Source organism: Synechococcus sp. A15-127, from assembly GCF_014280215.1.
In the GTDB taxonomy this organism is placed as follows: Bacteria; Cyanobacteriota; Cyanobacteriia; order PCC-6307; family Cyanobiaceae; genus Parasynechococcus.
Genome location: NZ_CP047948.1, coordinates 1,006,476 through 1,025,763, shown reverse-complemented (window position 1 = coordinate 1,025,763; position 19,288 = coordinate 1,006,476). Strand labels below are relative to the sequence as shown.

The 19,288-nt window shown below is 52.7% G+C and carries 21 protein-coding genes; 11 read left to right on the top strand and 10 right to left on the bottom strand.

The window, feature by feature from the left end:
• Positions 1-7 precede the first annotated feature (7 nt).
• Complete coding sequence (gene gloB / locus SynA15127_RS04965) at positions 8-757, top strand: hydroxyacylglutathione hydrolase (protein WP_186485244.1); 750 nt, start codon at positions 8-10, stop codon at positions 755-757.
• Here the strand turns inward: gloB and SynA15127_RS04960 are convergent.
• Positions 678-1,841 (bottom strand): ABC transporter ATP-binding protein, encoded by a 1,164-nt coding sequence (locus SynA15127_RS04960; RefSeq protein ID WP_186485243.1) that lies wholly within the window; start codon positions 1,839-1,841, stop codon positions 678-680. The genes gloB and SynA15127_RS04960 overlap by 80 nt on opposite strands.
• Positions 1,842-1,855: 14 nt before the next feature.
• Between SynA15127_RS04960 and SynA15127_RS04955 the strand changes: the two genes are divergently transcribed.
• Together SynA15127_RS04955 and SynA15127_RS04950 are read left to right on the top strand one after the other, a co-directional pair.
• Positions 1,856-2,263, top strand: coding sequence for a Rid family detoxifying hydrolase (locus SynA15127_RS04955; RefSeq protein WP_186485242.1), 408 nt, complete (start codon positions 1,856-1,858; stop codon positions 2,261-2,263).
• A 431-nt stretch (positions 2,264-2,694) separates the two neighbouring features.
• Positions 2,695-2,922, top strand: a complete 228-nt coding sequence (locus SynA15127_RS04950; RefSeq protein WP_043690446.1) for a DUF3136 domain-containing protein — start codon at positions 2,695-2,697, stop codon at positions 2,920-2,922.
• A 291-nt stretch (positions 2,923-3,213) separates the two neighbouring features.
• Here the strand turns inward: SynA15127_RS04950 and SynA15127_RS04945 are convergent, their stop codons facing one another.
• The 3 genes from SynA15127_RS04945 to SynA15127_RS04935 all read right to left on the bottom strand — a co-directional run bounded on the left by SynA15127_RS04945 (position 3,214) and on the right by SynA15127_RS04935 (position 5,432).
• Positions 3,214-3,402, bottom strand: coding sequence for a hypothetical protein (locus tag SynA15127_RS04945; protein WP_186485241.1), 189 nt, complete (start codon positions 3,400-3,402; stop codon positions 3,214-3,216).
• 12 nt (positions 3,403-3,414) lie between these two features.
• Entirely contained in the window at positions 3,415-3,576 is a 162-nt protein-coding gene (locus tag SynA15127_RS04940) for a hypothetical protein (protein ID WP_186485240.1), read from the bottom strand.
• Between the two features lie 1,187 nt (positions 3,577-4,763).
• Positions 4,764-5,432: a hypothetical protein gene (locus SynA15127_RS04935; protein WP_186485239.1), complete on the bottom strand. Its 669-nt coding sequence runs from the start codon at positions 5,430-5,432 to the stop codon at positions 4,764-4,766.
• A gap of 1,312 nt (positions 5,433-6,744) precedes the next feature.
• Between SynA15127_RS04935 and SynA15127_RS04930 the strand changes: the two genes are divergently transcribed.
• Positions 6,745-7,059 (top strand): DUF3288 family protein, encoded by a 315-nt coding sequence (locus tag SynA15127_RS04930; protein WP_186485238.1) that lies wholly within the window; start codon positions 6,745-6,747, stop codon positions 7,057-7,059.
• 1,665 nt (positions 7,060-8,724) lie between these two features.
• On the opposite strand, the gene SynA15127_RS04925 is transcribed toward SynA15127_RS04930, so the two are convergent.
• From SynA15127_RS04925 to SynA15127_RS04915, 3 genes are all read right to left on the bottom strand, one after another.
• Complete coding sequence (locus tag SynA15127_RS04925) at positions 8,725-8,862, bottom strand: photosystem II protein Y (RefSeq protein ID WP_186485237.1); 138 nt, start codon at positions 8,860-8,862, stop codon at positions 8,725-8,727.
• Between the two features lie 959 nt (positions 8,863-9,821).
• Positions 9,822-10,355, bottom strand: coding sequence for a ferritin (locus SynA15127_RS04920; RefSeq protein WP_186485236.1), 534 nt, complete (start codon positions 10,353-10,355; stop codon positions 9,822-9,824).
• A 48-nt stretch (positions 10,356-10,403) separates the two neighbouring features.
• Positions 10,404-11,486, bottom strand: coding sequence for an ABC transporter ATP-binding protein (locus SynA15127_RS04915; protein WP_186485235.1), 1,083 nt, complete (start codon positions 11,484-11,486; stop codon positions 10,404-10,406).
• A gap of 308 nt (positions 11,487-11,794) precedes the next feature.
• Here SynA15127_RS04915 and SynA15127_RS04910 point away from each other — a divergent pair, with 308 nt between their 5' ends.
• Together SynA15127_RS04910 and SynA15127_RS04905 are read left to right on the top strand one after the other, a co-directional pair.
• On the top strand, positions 11,795-11,953 hold the full coding sequence (locus tag SynA15127_RS04910; protein WP_186485234.1) for a metallothionein: 159 nt from the start codon (positions 11,795-11,797) through the stop codon (positions 11,951-11,953).
• A 1,331-nt stretch (positions 11,954-13,284) separates the two neighbouring features.
• Positions 13,285-13,443 (top strand): hypothetical protein, encoded by a 159-nt coding sequence (locus tag SynA15127_RS04905; RefSeq protein ID WP_186485233.1) that lies wholly within the window; start codon positions 13,285-13,287, stop codon positions 13,441-13,443.
• 40 nt (positions 13,444-13,483) lie between these two features.
• On the opposite strand, the gene SynA15127_RS04900 is transcribed toward SynA15127_RS04905, so the two are convergent.
• Positions 13,484-14,005: a DUF2808 domain-containing protein gene (locus tag SynA15127_RS04900; RefSeq protein ID WP_255475584.1), complete on the bottom strand. Its 522-nt coding sequence runs from the start codon at positions 14,003-14,005 to the stop codon at positions 13,484-13,486.
• A gap of 304 nt (positions 14,006-14,309) precedes the next feature.
• Here SynA15127_RS04900 and SynA15127_RS04895 point away from each other — a divergent pair, with 304 nt between their 5' ends.
• The 3 genes from SynA15127_RS04895 to SynA15127_RS04885 all read left to right on the top strand — a co-directional run bounded on the left by SynA15127_RS04895 (position 14,310) and on the right by SynA15127_RS04885 (position 15,619).
• Entirely contained in the window at positions 14,310-14,456 is a 147-nt protein-coding gene (locus tag SynA15127_RS04895; RefSeq protein WP_186485231.1) for a hypothetical protein, read from the top strand.
• Positions 14,457-14,992: 536 nt separating this feature from the next.
• A complete protein-coding gene (locus SynA15127_RS04890; protein WP_186485230.1) occupies positions 14,993-15,151 on the top strand; it encodes a hypothetical protein in 159 nt (52 codons plus the stop codon).
• Between the two features lie 72 nt (positions 15,152-15,223).
• On the top strand, positions 15,224-15,619 hold the full coding sequence (locus SynA15127_RS04885) for a thermonuclease family protein (protein WP_186485229.1): 396 nt from the start codon (positions 15,224-15,226) through the stop codon (positions 15,617-15,619).
• A 106-nt stretch (positions 15,620-15,725) separates the two neighbouring features.
• Here SynA15127_RS04885 and SynA15127_RS04880 read toward each other — a convergent pair whose 3' ends face one another.
• Entirely contained in the window at positions 15,726-16,040 is a 315-nt protein-coding gene (locus tag SynA15127_RS04880) for a hypothetical protein (protein ID WP_186485228.1), read from the bottom strand.
• A gap of 698 nt (positions 16,041-16,738) precedes the next feature.
• Here SynA15127_RS04880 and SynA15127_RS13490 point away from each other — a divergent pair.
• Both SynA15127_RS13490 and SynA15127_RS04875 read left to right on the top strand, forming a co-directional pair.
• A complete protein-coding gene (locus SynA15127_RS13490) occupies positions 16,739-16,873 on the top strand; it encodes a high light inducible protein (RefSeq protein WP_255475583.1) in 135 nt (44 codons plus the stop codon).
• 811 nt (positions 16,874-17,684) lie between these two features.
• On the top strand, positions 17,685-17,993 hold the full coding sequence (locus tag SynA15127_RS04875) for a hypothetical protein (RefSeq protein ID WP_255475582.1): 309 nt from the start codon (positions 17,685-17,687) through the stop codon (positions 17,991-17,993).
• Between the two features lie 856 nt (positions 17,994-18,849).
• On the opposite strand, the gene SynA15127_RS04870 is transcribed toward SynA15127_RS04875, so the two are convergent.
• Positions 18,850-19,056, bottom strand: a complete 207-nt coding sequence (locus SynA15127_RS04870; protein WP_186485227.1) for a hypothetical protein — start codon at positions 19,054-19,056, stop codon at positions 18,850-18,852.
• Positions 19,057-19,288: the final 232 nt, after the last annotated feature.

The window sequence follows — 19,288 nt, the reverse complement described above, 5'->3', positions numbered from 1 at the left end:
TTTAACGATGCGTTCCGCGCTTCATGCCCTGCCGGTACTGCAGGACAACATCATCTGGATCTGGGAGCGCGACGGGAACGCCGTGGTGGTGGATCCAGCGGTGGCCGAACCCGTTCAGGTCTGGCTGGAGCAGAGGAATCTGACGCTGGTGGCGGTGTTGCAGACCCATCACCATGCCGACCACATCGGCGGAACTCCTGCGCTGCTGGAGCGGTGGCCGACGGCAGCGGTGATCGCCGCAGCGTCTGACAGAACACGGATCCCCTTCCAGACCATCTCCGTTGCGGACGGGGATGCGGTGCCATTGCTCGGGCGCCAGCTGCAGGTGCTCGATGTAGCGGCCCACACCGCCAATCACATCGCCTTCCTGCTGCCTGAAGAGGAGGACCCGGATCTCGGCCCCGTCCTGTTCTGCGGGGACACCCTGTTCTCAGCAGGTTGCGGACGCCTGTTTGAAGGAACGCCGGCGGACATGCACCGGGCGATGCAGCGGCTGGCTGGCCTGCCGGAGCGCACCCAGGTCTGCTGCGCCCATGAATACACGGAATCGAATCTGCGCTGGGCTGTGCACCAACGGCCCGACAATGAAGCGATCGCCAGCCGCTATCGGGACGTGGTGGCGCTGCGCCGGAGGGGAGAACTGAGCCTGCCCAGCTCGATCGGGGCCGAGCTGCGAATCAACCTTTTTCTGCAGGCCGAGTCCGCGGAACAGCTCGCAGAGTTGCGTCATCACAAGGATCACTGGCGCGCACCCTGATCCGATGGGGAAAGAGGATGGCTGTGGCCTCCGGCAGGAACGTCAGTCGGCATCGGGTTCCACGGGGAACATCCTGATCCAGGGGAACACTCAGCCGCAGATGCAGGTCACCGGCCTGAATGCGGTACTGCCAGGCCTGACCCAGAAACTCACGCCCCATCACACAGGGTTCGGCCTCCGGGTCCACCTCCAGCGCGATCGCACCAGGATCCACCAGCACCGTTGAGCGGTCCGGAAGAGGGTCGATCGGCATGTCGTCGACCGGCTCGAGCAGGCCGAGATCGCAGCGAAGCCGGCCATCCGTCTCCTGAGCCACCGGCAGCAGATTGCCCTGCAGCACGAAGCGACCAACAAAAGGCGTCGCCGGGTCCTGCACCAGGGATCGTGGACTGGCGCACTGATGCAGAACGCCATCCCGCATCACGGCGACCCGGTCGCAGATCGCCAGCGCTTCGCCGGGATCGTGGGTGACCAGCAGGCCGCTGGCACCGCAGAGGCGCAGCACGGTGGAGAGCTCACTGCGAAGCCGCAGACGCACCTCCACATCGAGATTGGAGAACGGTTCGTCGAGAAGCACCACCTGCGGAGCCGGGGCCAGGGCCCTCGCCAGGGCAAGGCGCTGACGCTGTCCTCCGGACAACTGATGGGGGTAACGCTGCTGCAGACCCTCCAGACCGAGAAGATCCAGAAGCCAGCTGGCCCTGCTGTCGTCCTGACCGGGGCGAAGACCGAAACAGGCGTTCTGCCAGGCGGTGAGATGGGGGAAGAGGGCGTAGTCCTGAAAGACCATGCCCACACCCCTGCGCTCGGGGGGAAGCCAGCGCCCCTCTGCGGAAACGGGCCGATTCTGCAGATGCACGCTGCCTCTGGACGGTGTCTCGAAACCGGCGATCAGCCGCAGCAGGGTGGTCTTGCCACATCCAGAGGGGCCCAGCAGGCCGATCAGCTCTCCTTCGGCGAGCTGCAGATCCACCCCTCTCAACGTCCAGGACTCCTCCGAATCGCCGTAGCGATGCCAGAGACCGCGCAATTCAACGGGACTCGAAGCAGGCGACAACAGCAGAACGCGATGATCAGCCTTCATTCTGCGATCCGGCCATGACCGCCCAAGCCATCACCACCGCAGCGGCCCCTGCTCCGGTCGGGCCCTACAACCAGGCCGTCCTGGCCGGAGGATGGCTCTACTGCTCCGGACAGATCCCTCTCGATCCCGACACGGGGGCCATGGTGGGGGATGGGGATGTGGCGGCTGAAACCCGTCAGGTGCTTCGCAACCTGAATGCTGTGCTGGCGGCAGCCGGAGCCACACCGGCCCAGGTGGTGCGCACCACCGTGTTTCTCGCGGATCTGGCTGATTTCCAGACTGTCAACGCCCTTTACGCAGATGTATTCGGCGAAGGGATCAGCCCGGCCAGAGCCTGCGTGCAGGTGGCGGCGCTCCCGAAGGGAGCCCGGGTTGAAATCGACTGCATCGCCTGGCTTGGTGGGGATTCACAGCCCCTGTGATCGAGCTGACCGGTTTCCGCGGCGAAATCCCTTAAGAGAACCGGCGGCAATTGAGGCAGATGTGGTCACCCTCTCAACCCCCGCCTTTGCAGCTCCGGAGAATCTGGCCAGCCGTTCGATGGAACGACTGGCGTCTGCTCTACACGGGGCTGACGCCACTGCGTGCCAGCGTCACGCAGCTGGACCCCAGTGAAAACTTGCAGATCAGCCTTCAGATCCCGCTCACCGACGACGTTGAGGACTGGGATCTGTGGATCGAAGCCTGCAACCGGCAACTGAGCGTGCCGCTTCGTCAGTGGCTTGAGGAACAGCGGAGTCCTTCAGGCTCAGCAAAATGCTGCAGGTGGCCCGCTGCCTGCAGGGGCCGATTGATCAGATCGAACAGCTGACCCGTGACCACATAGGTTGATAAGACAGCCGATTCGGATCCCATGCCTCAGGCGAAGCTGACGATCGGGGAGCTTGAGGCGGGATATCCGATGTATTGCAAGGCACTCAGAAGGCTGCTGCAGCAGGGGAAATCACCGAAGGACATTGAAAGAACGGTCTGCTGGGGGCATCTCGAGACCCTGAACCGTTGTCTGCCGACCCGTTACAAGTCCCCGTCCTATCTGCTTGCCTTGATCCGCCGGGACCTGGAAAAAGCAGCCGCCAACTGAAACGGGCACGGAAGGCGTGCTTCGGGGCAAGCACGATTGAAGAACACAATCACCCATTCGGGGGATGATTTCGGGCCAACGATTCAGGGATGGTGAAAGAAGACGCTCAGCCCTGATGATGGTCATCAACAGTTTGCTCGGGGACTTTGGAAGGGTCGCCATGGCTGCTGCTGTCGGAGCAGCCGCAGCAGCTGGGGTGATGCTGGCATCTCAATCGTCGTCATCGACGCGCTCAGAACTGTTGAGGGGAGCCTTGGATCGGAACCAGGAAAGCCCCCGGAGCTTGCTCAATCAATCGATGCAGAACGAATTTTCCAGAAGGCAACGAAACAACTGATCCTTCATGTGAAAGAGAAACTCCTGTTCCTCTGGATCGCCACCACTCCAGTTGGTCAAAGCATCTGAAGTGGTTTTGTAGGCAAGCCGGAGACCGTGGAGATCCATGTGGATCGTTGCCGCAAAGTCAGTCGTGTCATCCATGTCATCTAATAATCAGGATTTATCGGCGATAATCCAGGCGGTAGCTGCCTTCTGCTTGAAATAGAGATCGATCAACTGCTGAGTGAGACCTTTCAACTCGGCCAGATCAGTGGCCCTGTGCACGACTCCCTGAAGACGCTGCTTCTCGAACTGCTGGTGGAGAGGAATTTCCATCCAAGAGACTGGCAACTATGCGAATTGTAAAAAGTCGTAACAGCGGCTGTTGTAGTGATTCCTACCTATCAACGAAAGCTCCATAGAGCTGCTCGCTAGCTCAAGCGCCTACGGGGCATGGCATGGTTAAACGCACCAACGGACCTAGCTCGGTCCTGAAGAAACGACCCACCATCCGCACAAAAATCTGATTTGCTTCAAGCAGCAGCACTGAGCTGCTGCTTGTGATCGGTGAGCTGAGTCGCCGAATGGCTGGCCTGGGGCTGAGCCTAGACGCGGCTCAGGGGAACCGACTGGGAAGGTCGACAAGCGCTATGAGGCCAGTCGCATCGGCACCGGCCATGTCAAAGCTGCGACATACGACCGAGAAGAGCGCAGAAGAATCGAACGCACCATTAAGCCGATATCGAAATTGTTTGCCCATTCCTGAATGAAACAGAGAAGGAGAGGCTGGTGGATTTTCATTTGGAGGCGAGCCTGCCGTACCTCGGTTAGTTGACTACTAGTCGTTTGACGACAGCCCACGTCGCTGAGCTAGTCAGGCTTGGACTTTGCGAAAGCTAGTTGAGTAAGGAAAGCAGTATCCATGCTCCATCAACTCCAATTGCTCTTCAGCCAGGTAAAGACTATCAGCGCTGAAGCACACGTTCTCGTCGCACACCACGAATTTGCCGTCTTCGATCCTTTGGATGGTTAAGCCTCGCGGTGTCTGAGTTACCAGGCCATCTGAAACCATGAAGCATATTGAGAAAGCTCACAAATCATGGGTCTGGTCGTCGGAGCCAAGTCGTAACAAGGCCAACACTTTTGTGAATTAACCGGCTTCTGGCGCCTGGACAACTTGCTTCTGCTTGAAGTGGTAGCTGTTGAGTGGCATCCAAGACCTTGGAAAGCCTGCGTTGACGAAGCTGCTGATCGACATTGCCCTCTAGCTCTTGTCGTCATCTGCTCGATCTTTGATGAATCCAGCGCCTTCGCCAGCTCACTCTGAGCGATTTATTTGTCGCTCAAACTCGCTCTCCTGCTGCACTCCCACTACACAGTCAGCTGAGACGCAGAATCAGTTGGTGGAACACCATCAGAAATCAGCCTCAGGGACTCGCTGCGCTTCCCTTGACAATGCGCACGAACTCCGATTGCAATCAATAATTTATCATTCATCGACATTCACTGCTCTTACAAGTTAGTTAGCCAATATTATTCCTCAAGATCTCGAACTTACTATTCCAGTCAGCCGCCTGCTCGGGAACACGATAGTCGATAGCATCCCAAACAGGAATAGACAAAAAATTTGCAAGCATCTCAGCGTCTTCACGTATTGCACGCAGTGAACCATGATCAACAATGTTTATTCGATCACCACTAGAGCATACAAGATTAAGCTCATAGCTGTAATAGCTGTTTCTATTGCCTCGAATATATTCACGGACCAACTGAATCGCGCGAATATTTTCCAGGCTAGCGGTTCTTCCTTTTCTAACAAAAATGCATAATGAACGGTCAAATATTGTTTTCTGCCCCGCCAGTTGATATGCGTTCCATATACCGAATCCCATCATGGCAATAGCAGCTAAGATCGATAGGTTAGATCCTGATGAAGCTGCACCAATCAAGCCCACCAAACCTGCGGCTAGAAACGCGACACTAAACAAGATAGCAGCTAAAGTTATTTCAAACTCAATCAGATCATTACTCACTACCGGTTTTGCCCGCAATCTGTGTGTGCAAAAATTAGTACCACCGCCCACTAGTGGTTCCCATGATATTCTCAGAGCGAGTTCATCGCCAAAACTTGTGAGATCAAGTGTCTCACGCTGGTCTTGAAAAATTGAAAATAGATTATTCAAGATGCCCATGACCCAAGAGAAGCTTGTAGGCCGTTACAATAGGAGACCAACCTTTGGGCCAGGGAATAACACCCGGATAAAAATGATTATTTTTATTTTACGGCTTTTTCAGTACCGAGCCAAACTAAGAGATGAGGATTGTCATAGAACATTAGTTTTGAATATTAATATTACAGCTTAAAGCTATTCGTCATCACAGTGTGACGACAGCTTACCGATGAAGCTAGCTGCCTAAGCGAACCTTGCCATGGTGATCAGCGGCGATTTATTGGATCAGCTGCATTGCGCAAATGACACGAGTACTTCGTGACCAGTGGCTGTCGATAGCGATTAGAAAAGCATAATTGGTGTCGTTGGTGTGGCTTGCAACATATGCATACGCATGATCAAAGCAATACTGATAACGAAGGCCACGAAGCGAGCAAAATAATTCGTATCAAATAAACATGCAACAAACATAGCATCTTTACGAAAATGTGTTCAAAACCAATCAAGCTATTTACACTTACTCCGGTCACGGAGCATAGTAGTTTGACTTCATAGAATCGGCTCACGTTTATGGGCAGCCTCGTAGCTCTCTCCACGGGCATGTGCGCCATCGCACTGGGTTCGATTGCTTTGTCATTACGACCAATTGCCGAGTCGGCTCGCAGTTTCAATTACTGCGTTGAGGAACGAATTACATATTGGACCAAGAAAGATGATGAGCAAGTACAGCGCCCGTGGACACGATCAAACCAAGTCGCATTTTGCAACGGCAAGGTTTACAAGCTTCACGTCACTAATCTCAATCCGAAGAAGGCCAAGTAAGAAAGCCTCGATGGTGACGGTGGTGTGGCTTGAGGCGTCTGCCTGGTGAAGGCCATGTTGATCAATTCAGGCTTCACATCTGACCGCAACGACAATATTGGAATATTTGTCGCCTGCAAAGCACTGCAATAACTGAGTTTCATCCAACTAGCCGCTCATCTTGCTTGAGGCATGATCTCTGAGAAAAATCTCTCAGTTGGCAGATGCGTTGATTGGGGTGTTCCGGTGACCGTGAGTGGAGTCACTACAAACCGATGGCCCGATGCACTCCAGGACATTTCATGATCAAGCCGGATGATCTCGATGGGCGCGAGAGGGTCACGACAGTCCACACTGCCGCTGACGGAGAACTCAACGTCGAATTCAAAACGACGCCGAGTTGATGGGTGAGCACTGAGCCTGGGCCGAAAAGATCTTTTGCTGCAGCGATGGCCGGTATTGTCAGTGCAGGAGCAGGAGTTGCTTCGCAGGAAGGAACGACTTTCCAGGTTGTTTCGGGCAAGATCACCGAATGAGCGACAACAAACAGAGCCACCCCCTGCACGCGATCGATCGTGATCAGGTCGACGCCTGCCTGGGGCATCATGGCGAGCCGGGGCCGCAGCAACTGACCACCATCGCCGCCTTGTTTTCCAGATATGCCGACTTTCCAGGAGCGGAGGACATCAAGGACGATCTACAGAAGTGCCTGACGCTTTGGAAGCTGAGCCGGGATGAACTGAACGACAAGACCCGAGAGATCTGGGCCAGTGGCTGGCGGCCAGGGATGGCGCCGCAGGCGGATGGTGTTGGCTCAGGCGCCGATGTGGAAGACACCGCCGTCTGAGGCCCACCACTGGTAGCCGTGCTGGCCAGACTCAGCGCAATACCGAATAAGGACCGCGCCACTATCCGCCGCCGGAGAAATCTGGCGGTGTGGGTTGGATTGTGAATCCTGAAAAGCAACTGCTTTGTCAGTCCAAGCCCGATAACGCGACAGCTCATTCACAGTAGGTGGCCATCCGCAGCTACCGCTGGTTTCAGCATCGTTCACCAGTGCCGCAAACGCACAAGCAAATGCTCCGCCAATGACGGGCAGACTGCGAGACAAGCTCCGGAGCGTTGACATCGGATCTGGCTCCTCCGGGAATGTGGGATGGAGGAGCCAGAGTTGTCGTGCCGATGCTCGATGGGCCTACAACCATCGAATAGAGGGAGCACGCCCATATGGACCCCTCTATAAACATCATGGTCATACGACTCGACTTGCGCAGTGCCAATGAATCAGCAGCGCATCTCATATGAATCAATATAACGTCAGCCCGAAATCGTTGTTAGAAGTAGAGAAATGAAGTCGCGTCACAACATGAAGTCTCATTTGCCGCAAGAACAAATGAAAAGGGTTGTTAATGTATGATTGTTGTTTTGACTATGAAGCAAATGGTTTCCCTCGCGTTCAGCTATGGAAATCTTGAGATGAGCAATTTAACTGCCGCAGGAATTGTGGCAACAGGATTGGTATCGATCGGATTTTTCATCGTGGCGTCTATCAATACTGATACGCAAGGAATAATCGATTCTGCGATCGAAAAGTTTGAGGATGACTAGAAGCTGAAATTGCAATCGTAAGTGACCCTTGGCTACATGCACGCCACAAAACGGCAATTCAAAAGATGGATATAGCACTCAGTAACTTGGTTGATTGCCTTCGCCTCCGACTGGCACCCTTTACCAGAGTGGCATTGATCCGACGACCCAATCCACCAATCAGGCGGCCGATACTCAGGCGCAAAACGATCGAGCCCTGGGAGATGATGTTCAAGACAAGCTGGTAGCGAGACAACTGCCGATGCGTTGACATCGGAATTGTCTACTAGTTAACGAAGAAGGTCCCGCTGCAAACACCAGAAGAGACCATTTTAATTTTGCACTTGCTTTGAGTGGTTTCGGTAGTCAAATGAACGGATATAGTGCCTTTCTGGACTGGATTCTTGGACTAAAGGAAGAAAGCGTATGCTCCAAATCTGATGGGGAATAGATGCAGCATCTACGACAAGGTTGCTTCCTTCATTTTACTATTAATCAACTATATTTTAGATCAAAAACCTAGACAAAATCCTTTTCAATGCTACGCACGAATGGCAATTAGTTGATTATAAAATCACTATTTGAATGCAGATAGCGCAGATGATCGCTGGGATGAAGGATTCAAATGGGGCGGTTCGAGATCTTTGTAAGGATTAGAGGGGATATGATTTAGCCATCACAAAAGGAGCGACAATGAATAACGACATTCATTCGAAAAAGTCGTTATTCTGATTTGCTAATCTTTCAAATCGAAGGCAATCAATTGGTAAGCCGCCACATATTGATATAATAAGTGGACACGTCACCATTGCAACCAAAAGCAAGCCTATTGGTTGTTCCGTCGATTGGTGCTCTACTAGCACTAAAACTCCGAAGCAAATAAGGAGGTAACTGATTATAAAAAGTATGGACTTGAGGGTGATATTCATAGGCTTTGGGTGTTTTGCTTAAAGTTACGCAGGGCCAACTGAAACTGTCCCAAAGCAGCACGTCCAATATTGTAGCCAGCCCATGAGAGTGCTAGAAGTATTGGGATGATGACAACAACGACTCGTAAATCCACTTGGAACCATCAAATGTATAATTTAGATGGTTTGACTTGACTTACGTCTATTTATGTACACCTCTAATGGATCATAAGCCAACCTGGGCTGTGAAAATTTTCCATCGCCGCCATCATTTCTTATGTGCTTATTTGACTGGATTTAATGCTCTTACTTGCTTGATAGTGTTAAATCTGATTGGCGCTCTAAAAAGCTAAGACTTATTTTGCAAATGGCCTAAAGAGCAACATGATTGAACCAAATTGGGATTACTTCATTCACGCGCCCTTAGACCAAGGCGTAATACGCTTTAAAACAAAGACTGAAAGGGCACTCCATGCCAAGGTTGTGGCATCTGAAGCCAACTGGATGGAATGTCAAAGCCGTGAACGTTTAATTAAGTGGTGGCAAGCACGTAACGATATTGAGGCATTTCAAGAAGGCCAGCGAATTAGGCAAAAGAGGGAAAATCTATGATGCAAATCATATGCCAACATCTGAATTTATGAACCATGCCATAATTGCACCTGTTGCGAGCCCAGCACAGATCACAAAAGAATATACATTTAACCAAAACAAAAGCTGTTGAATCATCTTCTTGTAACTTCCAAGATATAAGTGTCATTATATTGACAGCTTCCTTGCTAAGGCATATCAATCCGAACAACTCGTGGGCTACATTGTTGCTTGCCCGGGGAAAACTTTTTCGCTTATGTGGTTAAATTTGAAACAAGTTTATCATCCTTCGGTGTAAGATTTCTGAAAAGCAAATCTCATGTATCAAGATTTCACTGCAATTGCTCTTCTTTTGCTCACTGCGGTGCCACTGGCAGCAGTTGCTGCGACAACCTTTTTTTATGTAAGGAACAATGATCGAAAGACTCCACTGAAAAGAGAAGATTTTTACCGGTAGTTGGGTGACTTGGCTCTGCGAGTGGGTCAATGATCGAATAATTTCTGTGACACCATGGTTATCAATTTAATTCGCAGCGACGGAAGCAAATCCCGAACCTCCCTTCACTGAGGCTAGAGCCGTACCATCCAGAAATTGTTGATCGATCAGCAGCAATGCTGCCGAATTTTCGCCTGCCAAGCGGAGTCGCTTACAAACAAATCTTGCCTCAGCCTCTTCTTGGACTTGTTCTTCGACAAACCAATCGAGCATGGCAGTGGCACTTCTCTCATTGAGTTGCTCGGCAAGTGTGTACAGATGATCAATTGATGCCGTTACACCCTTTTCCATCTTGGCCACGATATCGAAGAGTTCCTTGACCGATGGCCAACTTCTTTCAGGCGCATTAACAGTTGGCAATTCTACCTGTTGTTCGCTATCGACAAGATAAGCAATCATGCGATAAGCATGACCTCGTTCCTCATTGCTTTTGTTCAACATATATGTTGAGAAGCCGACAAGATCATTCTCTCTGAGCCAGATTGACATTGCCAAATAAGTGTGACTCGCCTGAAATTCCGAGGCTAGGTGGTCGTTAATCGCACGCGTAAGGTCTTTCATTGGGAGTGCAGTTACTTTAAATGTACAGTTTTTTCAATGATTAGGATGTCATACAAACGAGTGAATCAGGTTGATGCGTTGGGGAAGGAGTGTCACTGATGCCCCCCTTTTCAAAGCAATGCGACATCGCTCATTGGCCATCAAATCTTGTTCAATCGGACACCTCACTCGCAAAATCATGCCTGAAAACTCAATCCTATACTCCCAGAGATCACCTAAAAATTCGCGACCGAGCACACTAGCCTCTGCTCTAGGGTCGGAGACAATACCAATGGCATCAGGCTCAACCAGAACACATGCCTCACTGGGCCAACTCTGTTCATGTGCACTGGAACCAATACGATTTTTGAATCTCCCCAGAGGGCATGAAAGTTCCCCCTCGCTGGACGGCCATACCGGAATCACATTGTTCTGCAGTACGAATGAACCGACAAATGGGGTTGCAGGATTGCTAACAATCTCTTGTGGGGTTGCGCATTGATGCAAAGCTCCATCCCTCATGACTGCCACGCGATCGCACACGGCGAGAGCCTCTCCGGGGTCATGAGTCACGATCACACCGCTTGCATCACACGCCTCAAGCACGCCTGCCAACTCGGCACGAAGACGCAGACGAACCTCGACGTCGAGACTGGAAAAAGGCTCATCCAATAACACCAACTTTGGCGATGGTGCCAATGCACGAGCGAGAGCCAATCGTTGTCGCTGTCCGCCAGAGAGCTGGTGAGGGAAACGCTGTTCAAGACCCTCCAGACCAAGGAGATTAAACAGCCATGTCACCTTGCTCGACTTTTCCCTGCGATGCAGGCCAAAACAAGCGTTCTGCCAAGCGGTCAGATGTGGAAACAGTGCATAGTCCTGAAAAACCATTCCAACGCCTCTTCTTTCGGGAGGAATCCAACAACCATTGCCAGCAACCTGTCGTCCCTGCAATTCGAGAGCGCCTTGATTGGGCCGCTCGAATCCAGCAATCAATCGCAGCAGAGTTGTCTTGCCACAACCGGATGGACCAAGCAACCCCAGAAGTTCTCCATGAGCGATGTCTAAATCAATTCCTTTCAGCGTCCATTCACTACTATTGGGACCGTACCGGTGCCAGACAGATCGCAAGGAGACAGAATTCTGCACCATGTAAAACGCCAATTCCTTTTGGCATATTGGCCAGTGAGACCATGCGTGGCGGTAACGCATGATTGCCCGATTTGTGCTCTTTGTGTCTGCCGCTTAAGTCGCCTGCATGGCCGGCAAAGCATACCGTCCTTGCGCTAAATTCAATCAAGTGGCCTAGGAGCCTGTCCTTCAGGTTTTTGCTTCAGAACTCATCTTCCTTCCGCTCTAATAGCTAGCATACTTTTCGGTCTTAGTAAGTCTATCCCTGCGATGGGGGATGCGCTGATTGCTTTTTCGATCTAGAACAACCGGAGTCGACCGGAGTATCAATGCCAATCGCAAACCAGGAATGTGCATGTGAGCCCTGTGGCTGCAGTGTTGCTCAAGAGCGATCCGTCGAGAAAGACGGAAAGACTTACTGCTCTCAACCCTGTGCTGATGGTCATGCTGGGGATGAACAATGCTGCTCTAGCTGCGACTGCTGCTGATTATTCGCAGCAGCCACCTTGTTGCAAGGGGACAACTGTAATGCTGCTGATTACATTTGAATCCATCAGTATCTGTACTTGAATGCCACTATTGGGGTCTTCAGTTAATTCAACGGCTAGTCCAACGAGCTCCTCACCATTGGCTTTCGTGTAATTCAAGAGCTGAAAGCGCTGTAGTTCTTGTGGAGTTGTCATCATCAAAAAGAGTCTTTGTAGAGGGTCTTTACGCTGAACTGTCACTTACCCCGAAATAGAGAGTTCGGGTCGTTCCGTGGGTCACGCTGAACTGACTCCCCCGTTCAAAAGAGCAGCCAGCCTTAAATACAGCGCCCAATGGCCATGCTGGAAGCCATTGAAAGGAGGGAGATGAAGCTCCATCTACACCATCAGCCTTGTCATGGGGGCAGTGCCGTTCCGATGAGGCGATGACAGTGACCAAATGAGTCGCATCATTGTTGCGGTGTAGTGCTCGCCACCACGGCCCTCCGGCAGGTCGACAGCTCAGGAGAAAGCGCTTCAGGACACAACCGGGCAGGCCGCTGTCTGATAAGCACCAGCTGCTCAGTACACAGTCGGTCGGGATGATTGCGACCAGTACGTCAAAGGTCAGCCCCCATGACAGCGTCACCACAGCGATGCAGGCTTCTGATCACGACCCTTCACGTACACCCATCCCAAGCTCAGCAGCGTTGAACAGATGATTTGTGCAAGATATAAAAAAACTGCTGAACAAACAAAGACCCCGGCAATGCCGGGGTCTTTGCTGACCTTGGACGGTCAATTGATTTTAGATCTGCTCAGAGCGTTAATGCGAACGCTGAGAACATAAGATACTTGATGAAGTGACATGAAGGGTCATCCCCTCAATCGCTCGTCGGGCGAGAGAGGGGAGTGCATTTGACCCGTCGATCCCGTCCAAGGACGACATTGCAATCATCGCCCAAGCGTCTCTTGTTGAAAGTGATAAACAATCGCAATTGGCGTTGTATTCATCACTAAGTAATAATACCCATCAATGTTCGCGGTCTGTTTCGTCTGTAGGTCCCGAAACCTGCTGCGTAGGTGCATCCCAGGGACGTTCTCGATGGATGAACCAGTGCCTGTCGCAGCCCTTCAGCAACTGACGTCACCAACACGCCCTGTGGCAGCGACTTTCAAGTCGCTGATTGCGATTCAGCAATTGCTGCAGCATTCGATCACTCTCCACAACCGTGGCTTGTCGTCATGCCTCCAACTCCTCGCCTGATTCCTGGATCAACTGATCCACAGCAACGACAGCACCACGTACGAATCCCAGGAGAAACCCGGCGGCGAGGGTTGGCTGGCGAATCTTGATCAGCCAGAAGATCGTTCAGTTCAAGCACGACTCTGCAACGGTTCACGCCCAATGGCTCGCGGTGCGCACCTACAGATGGGTGCCGCCCAGGCCACCGGAACCGATGACACGACGGCAGACGGGGTGGCGGCGTTGCCATCCGCCGGTGCGGTGATGGGCGGCAGTGAGATGACAGTGACAATCACTGCATTGTTTTATCGATACTGTTCGTTGAGATAAATAGGCAGTCTCAATGTTGGTCCATCGCTGCATATTGGATCACTCCCGGCAGGAATAAAAGTCGTGGTCCATTGGTAAATGTTTGCGGCGGGATTAAAACTGCGGAACGCAACATTGACCCGTTGACCGGGCTCAATTACTGGATCAAAGTGAATGCTTAGCTCATCCCCGCTCTCGGAGATTGTGGCCTCGGCAAGGCCAGGCTCGCCTCGACGTCGAAGGCCGTAATCACCGAGATAGATCTCGGGATCTCTACGACCCCAATCCCAGCTGTCAATATTGGTCAGTTGTGAGAGAACCACACGCTCCAGTTCTGCCCCGGCATCCTTGGGAACCAGAACACTGATGGTGGTTCGATTTCTTTGACCTTCTGTTGAGGAGGGATTATGGATACTCACCTTTGTTGGTGGTCTGCGGAAAAATATCTGTGCTAACGCAGGTCCACTGTTCATCAGCAGGACAAGTCCAGATAGCAAGTAAGGAGTGAAGAAGGTCACGCGTTTGGCGTCGGATGTGACGCAGGCTGAAAGCATTATCGCAACCTCGACAGCATCTGATGGGCCAGCACTTGGACGTCCTGCAGTGCAGTCCCGTGACGTGGCGCGATTAGAGAAGCCGCTGCCCAATGCCCCCCATGGCAAAGACCAAATGATTCGCAGCGATGCGCTGCTCCTGACTCTGAGTATTTCTGCTCACTGACCTGCCGCCTACAGCTCCTTATGTTTCGACAGTCCTCAGATCAGTAGGCCCCCTTCCGACAGCGCCAGGCCAAGCGCCTCCCGCAGTTGGAAACGCCAATCGATGACTGAACGCACTCTGGATATTTCAGCCGCACTGCGTGAAGCGCAGCTGCAGCGTCTTGAGGCTTCCCTGGCTTCAAAGCCAGAAGCCAAGCCTCAGGCACACGTCGAAGCACCCATCGACAAGGACAAGCCAGCACGCGACTGATCGTTGACGGTCGCTCTTCAGCCCTTGATCAGCACGGCCTGTTGAGGACATCCAGCTTCGGCTGATGTTCTTCGAAGATCTGTTGTGTAGGCACTTGTCTCGATAACTCTGGGCGTCCTGCTTGCCTGGCTCTCCACGCGGCTAATCCTTTGATTCATCAGCCCTGATCGGTATCGACGCAAGAGTCGTCTAGAGGACTGACACTGCTGATGGGTCAACGCACAACCCCCTCCAACTCCATCGGCAGTGTTGGTCCACCAGGACCGCAAAACGTTGCCGCGTTGCCGACTCACCACAACGGCCTTGCAACATCAAATGGAGTCTGGCGAGCGGGGAACAGTCAAGGCAGTCACGCCTGACCCTCCCTGAAAAACCCATATTGCCCTGCTGCTGATCGGAGCGCTGGTTGCAGCCCCCTCCATATCGTTGTGCCGATTGTGTTCTCGTCAGGTCGTACCCGATTGGCGGTGATCACGACCCAGGCGAGTCACAGAAGCTTCGGCTGTCAGCCAGAATTCAAGTATCTGGTTAGTCCCATGGATCAAATCGAACACGATAACTGGAAATCCATCGCTGAAAGTATGGAGTCCAAAGGGCAAACCGAGAGCTGGTTTTACCTTCGCGCTCGTGCAATTGCCGATGGGAAACCGGATCCAATGCCAAACATCTCCGAGTTGATGGCTGATCCTTCCTGATCGATACGATCCAATTCCGACCAAGGATCGGGCCAGCATGGCTCTGTTCGAGAACGGCAGGGAGCTGTTCTGATGCGCCTTCGATCCACTGCGATCGGACTTACAGCCGTGATGCTGCTGGGGGCTTCAGCCCACGCTGCGGCACTGCCCACCGTCACCATCAAGAGCTGCTATGACGGCGGCACCTGCACCACGACCATGGGCGAAAAAGTTCGTCTGGCCTGCATCGACACCCCCGAGCTGCAGGGGAAGAGCGCCAGGCCAGCTCCAGCCATGGCGGCGAAATATCACCTCAACGGGATGCTCATGAGCCAGAAGGTGGGCATTCGACGCATTACGACTGACCGATACGGCAGGACCGTGGCCGAGCTGTTCATCAACGGGGCGAACGTCCAGCAGGCAATGGTCGCCAGCGGCCACGCCGAGATCTTCTGGCGTCATGCCAGCCAGTGCCCGTGGACGCGCTGATACCCCTAAACGGGGGATAGCAGGCTTTGCATAAATCCCCCGGATGGGTGATGTGGTTCTAAGTGAGAACGGCGATGGTGCGTTCACGGGGCGAAAGCCTCACACATCAATTTCCAGACCCAGGCCAAATGGTTTGGCAACTAGGGCTTCGCTCTAAGGCGATTTTCTTTGCCTGTCTCGTGAGGTCTTCGCCCAGATAGTCACCCTTGATGCGCACCACCAGTCGCCGTATTGCCCGGCTGGCCTGCTCTTCACTCAACCAACCAATGTCGTAATACGTGCAGGTCGCGTTCAGCCACCCCTGAGCCTCTCCTTGTAGTTTGATCTCAAGGTCATCAAGAGACGGAAGTGCCATAACAGGCGCACTCCCCAAAAAAGCAGTGGCCGCAAGCAGGGAACCAAACACAACCCTCATCGTCATCCGAGCAACACGGTGTGAAGGATGCCGTTGATTTTGTCAGTCGTCACGCAGCGCTGTTACCAAGCTTCAGCTGCCCAGCCCATCTGCTTCACCACGTCGGCGCTGAGAGCTTGCACCGCTTCTTCAGGTGCTGCCCGTGCTGGAGCGGCATATTCCTGAAGTGACACCTCATCGTGTGACAGCACGTGTCTTGAGGCATGGATTAAGTGCGACTGCCTTGACTGTTCCCCGTTCTCCAGACTTCATCCGATGTTTCAGAGGCGTTGTGTTTAGCAACTGCACCGCAACATCGCTACGAATCAATTGGCCACTGCCAACACCTCATCGGAACAGCACTGCACCCTTGCCAACGTTGATGATATCCGTGGAGTTCAGGCTCCATCCAGTGGCCTCTGCCGTGAGGGTCATTGGGCATCGGAGACACGTCTGGCTCCTTTCCATGGAGCAGGAGCCAGATCCGATGTCGCCGCACTGGAGCGTTTCTTTGCCTACGAGACAGCACCGACATGCCAGCTACGACTGCATCCGTCTGTCGTTACGAAAGTGATTGCCTTCATCAGCGCCCCAAGCCAACACAGGGCTTCATCGTCGCCAAAGCGAAAGCAGCTCAAGGACGGGGAAGACCAGACCGCACGTAACATTAGGCACATCAGCGGCAACGGGACATCGGTATGGTTGTAAAGATTCTTAATAAACCCATGGACCAAAAGTTCGGCTTCTCGTCTTTCGCTGAAACCTGGAATGGCCGCCTCGCAATGATGGGATTCATCATTGGGCTGGGCACTGAGCTACTCACAGGTCAAGGAATCCTTTCACAGATCGGAATCGCCTGATGCCCAAGGAGGAAATCGATGTTTTGGTACCCGAGACACGTCTCGAGTACATCAAGCTCCTTTATTTAGGGATGATGATGGCAGCGATTTGCGTTGGAGGCAACACTGCGATTGGCTCCTTATGGACAGCTGTGGTCCAGTCTGCTGTGGCTTTTTAAGGCTAAACCTCAGAGCTCCAAGCAGGTTGAGAGGCTCAAGAGCCGGCATTCGCCGCCTGGTTCCTCCAGGGATTCATGGTTGGCGAGGTGCTTGCTTGGAATGGCGCCAATTCTGGCGACGGATCCAAGAGTCCGGACGGCTGGAGTTAGTGAAAGAAGTAGCGCAAATCGCCTGACCTGGTGGCATTTGCACTTGGTCCACTATTCGAAGGAACCCACTGGGTGAAAACCCAGTAGAGCCACGGAGACTCAAACTCTTGCCCCCCCCTGCATGCCATGCAGGTGCACTATGCCTCAAACTCTTACAACAAGATTAGCGCAAAAGTATTAGATTTTTAGAGCAGTTTTTAGAGCAAAACCACCAAGGTGGTGGTTTTGACGATCTCGTCGGGCCAGCACATGGAGAAATGTCCTGGAGCACATCGAGCCATGGGTTTGCAGTGACTCCACCAACCGTCACTGGAACGCACCAATCAACGCGTCCCCCAACTGAGGGATTTTTCTCAGCGCCCAAGGCCATCACCAAACAAAAGCCTCAAGCCACACCAACGACACCAGTGATGCTCCTCCAATCGCTATCGACAACCACTGGTCACGAAGAACGCGTGTCATCTCAGCAAGGCAGCTGATCCAGTAAATCGCCGCTGATCAACATGGCAAGGACCACCGCGAAAGAACGTCTAGCCCGTAGGGAACATGCGTTGGCATTGCTAGCTGATGGCAACAGCTTCAGAACGGTTGCGGCGCTTGTGTCGGGAAAGTACGGGGTATTTGAAAGAACTGCTCAACGGGACTTGACTTGGGCGCGAAACAGACTGGTAGGAGAACTGAGTTCGGCAGAAGTTAAAGAGCTGTTGACATGGTTCTGCCATAGAACTCAGACCATCGTTCAGAAAGCAGAAGCAGCTGGTGCGTACGTTGCTGCTGTTGCCGGGATGAATCTGATCTACCAGCGGTACTGAGAAGAGAGCTGGACATGATGCATGGCAACCGAAGCAGACAGGGCTACGGCATCCGACATGGGAACTGCCGAATCTGACGCTCTAAGGATTGCTCTAAAAAGCAGAAAGGCCCACAGCAACCGTAGTCACAGCAGGCATTTCAGAGGATTGTCCACCTGCTGGCGGAGAAGGAGGTCATGGGACAGGCGTAACTGCCTTGAGTGTTCCCCGCTGTGCCGGATGACGGAAGCTTGGTCCAGGTTGTTGCCGCCTGTCTGTGAGTTGAACGCTGCAACCAAGCCCAGTACTGGACGTAACTAGACCAGATACTTCCAGATTTTTCTGTTAATGGCATAGCGAGTCCATAAAAGCAACGAAACCAAAAGGGCACCTAGAAAGGTCAGCCCCATCCCCCATATCACGGTGTATTCAATACCTAGAAAATCCATGCAGTGAAAGAAAGCGCCTGCCAAAAAGAACAAAAAACCATAGACACGAAAGAATCTGGGCAACTCAAACGGGGCTTGCTGTGAGATGTTCATTTTTGGTTAAACCCCCTGTTTATAAACACCAACCAAGCGCCAACAGCAACAAGCATCGTTGGCAGACCCGCCAAGAACACACTCGAATCGGATTGCCCAGCATTGAGGAGCCAGAAAACTCCCCAGGTCCACGTGAGGAGAAAAATCAGATTGAGTAGCAGCTTGGAGGAAATCTGAGCGATTAGCACTTGCCCAATACTACGCTGAAAGAAAGTAGCTTTAGCGTCAACCATGATTGTTAGCACCTAAGATATTTTGATCGTCAGCCACGGCGTTCTTGTATCAATTGCTCCGGGAAGAGAGGTCTGCTGCGTCAGAATGAGCACTCAATTGATTCAAGAATCTCGACCAAGCTTGATCAGGCAGGCTGTGCTTGCAATCGGAGCTACGAAGGCAACAGCTCGACGAATATTGGTGGTGGCCTTGTTGATCAATCGCATTTTTTTGCTGAGCACGGTGTTGCTAAAGCGATGACAAATCGTCCTGGCCTCAGCAGCAGGTGCATCAGTCGTTCTCCCCTGCCTCAAACCGGAGGTCGTCACGGACCTGATCGACTGTCTGGGTGGGCTAGCTCCAATGCGGCAGCTAATCGTTGATTGCTGTGCTGATCGGAGCCGGACAGATAGACGGCGTCTTTGAGGAAGCCGTGGATGGTGTCCTTGGAGTTGACACCTCCATCAAATGACCTCTGCCATGCGGGCCATTGGGCATCGGCGCATCTATCTGGTTCTTCTTCATTCCAGAGGAGCCAGGGCCGTTTTCACCGCACCGGTG

Coding starts and splice junctions, on each gene's coding strand:
- gloB (WP_186485244.1), top strand. CDS start 8: ATGCGTTCCGCGCTTCATGCCCTGCCGGTACTGCAGGACAACATCATC.
- SynA15127_RS04895 (WP_186485231.1), top strand. CDS start 14,310: ATGACTGAACGCACTCTGGATATTTCAGCCGCACTGCGTGAAGCGCAG.
- SynA15127_RS04875 (WP_255475582.1), top strand. CDS start 17,685: ATGGCAAGGACCACCGCGAAAGAACGTCTAGCCCGTAGGGAACATGCG.
- SynA15127_RS04915 (WP_186485235.1), bottom strand. CDS start 11,486: ATGGTGCAGAATTCTGTCTCCTTGCGATCTGTCTGGCACCGGTACGGT.
- SynA15127_RS04960 (WP_186485243.1), bottom strand. CDS start 1,841: ATGAAGGCTGATCATCGCGTTCTGCTGTTGTCGCCTGCTTCGAGTCCC.
- SynA15127_RS04945 (WP_186485241.1), bottom strand. CDS start 3,402: ATGGATGACACGACTGACTTTGCGGCAACGATCCACATGGATCTCCAC.
- SynA15127_RS04885 (WP_186485229.1), top strand. CDS start 15,224: ATGCGCCTTCGATCCACTGCGATCGGACTTACAGCCGTGATGCTGCTG.
- SynA15127_RS04920 (WP_186485236.1), bottom strand. CDS start 10,355: ATGAAAGACCTTACGCGTGCGATTAACGACCACCTAGCCTCGGAATTT.
- SynA15127_RS04950 (WP_043690446.1), top strand. CDS start 2,695: ATGCCTCAGGCGAAGCTGACGATCGGGGAGCTTGAGGCGGGATATCCG.
- SynA15127_RS04935 (WP_186485239.1), bottom strand. CDS start 5,432: ATGGGCATCTTGAATAATCTATTTTCAATTTTTCAAGACCAGCGTGAG.
- SynA15127_RS04955 (WP_186485242.1), top strand. CDS start 1,856: ATGACCGCCCAAGCCATCACCACCGCAGCGGCCCCTGCTCCGGTCGGG.
- SynA15127_RS04910 (WP_186485234.1), top strand. CDS start 11,795: ATGCCAATCGCAAACCAGGAATGTGCATGTGAGCCCTGTGGCTGCAGT.
- SynA15127_RS04930 (WP_186485238.1), top strand. CDS start 6,745: ATGAGCGACAACAAACAGAGCCACCCCCTGCACGCGATCGATCGTGAT.
- SynA15127_RS13490 (WP_255475583.1), top strand. CDS start 16,739: ATGGACCAAAAGTTCGGCTTCTCGTCTTTCGCTGAAACCTGGAATGGC.
- SynA15127_RS04890 (WP_186485230.1), top strand. CDS start 14,993: ATGGATCAAATCGAACACGATAACTGGAAATCCATCGCTGAAAGTATG.
- SynA15127_RS04880 (WP_186485228.1), bottom strand. CDS start 16,040: ATGACGATGAGGGTTGTGTTTGGTTCCCTGCTTGCGGCCACTGCTTTT.
- SynA15127_RS04940 (WP_186485240.1), bottom strand. CDS start 3,576: ATGGAAATTCCTCTCCACCAGCAGTTCGAGAAGCAGCGTCTTCAGGGA.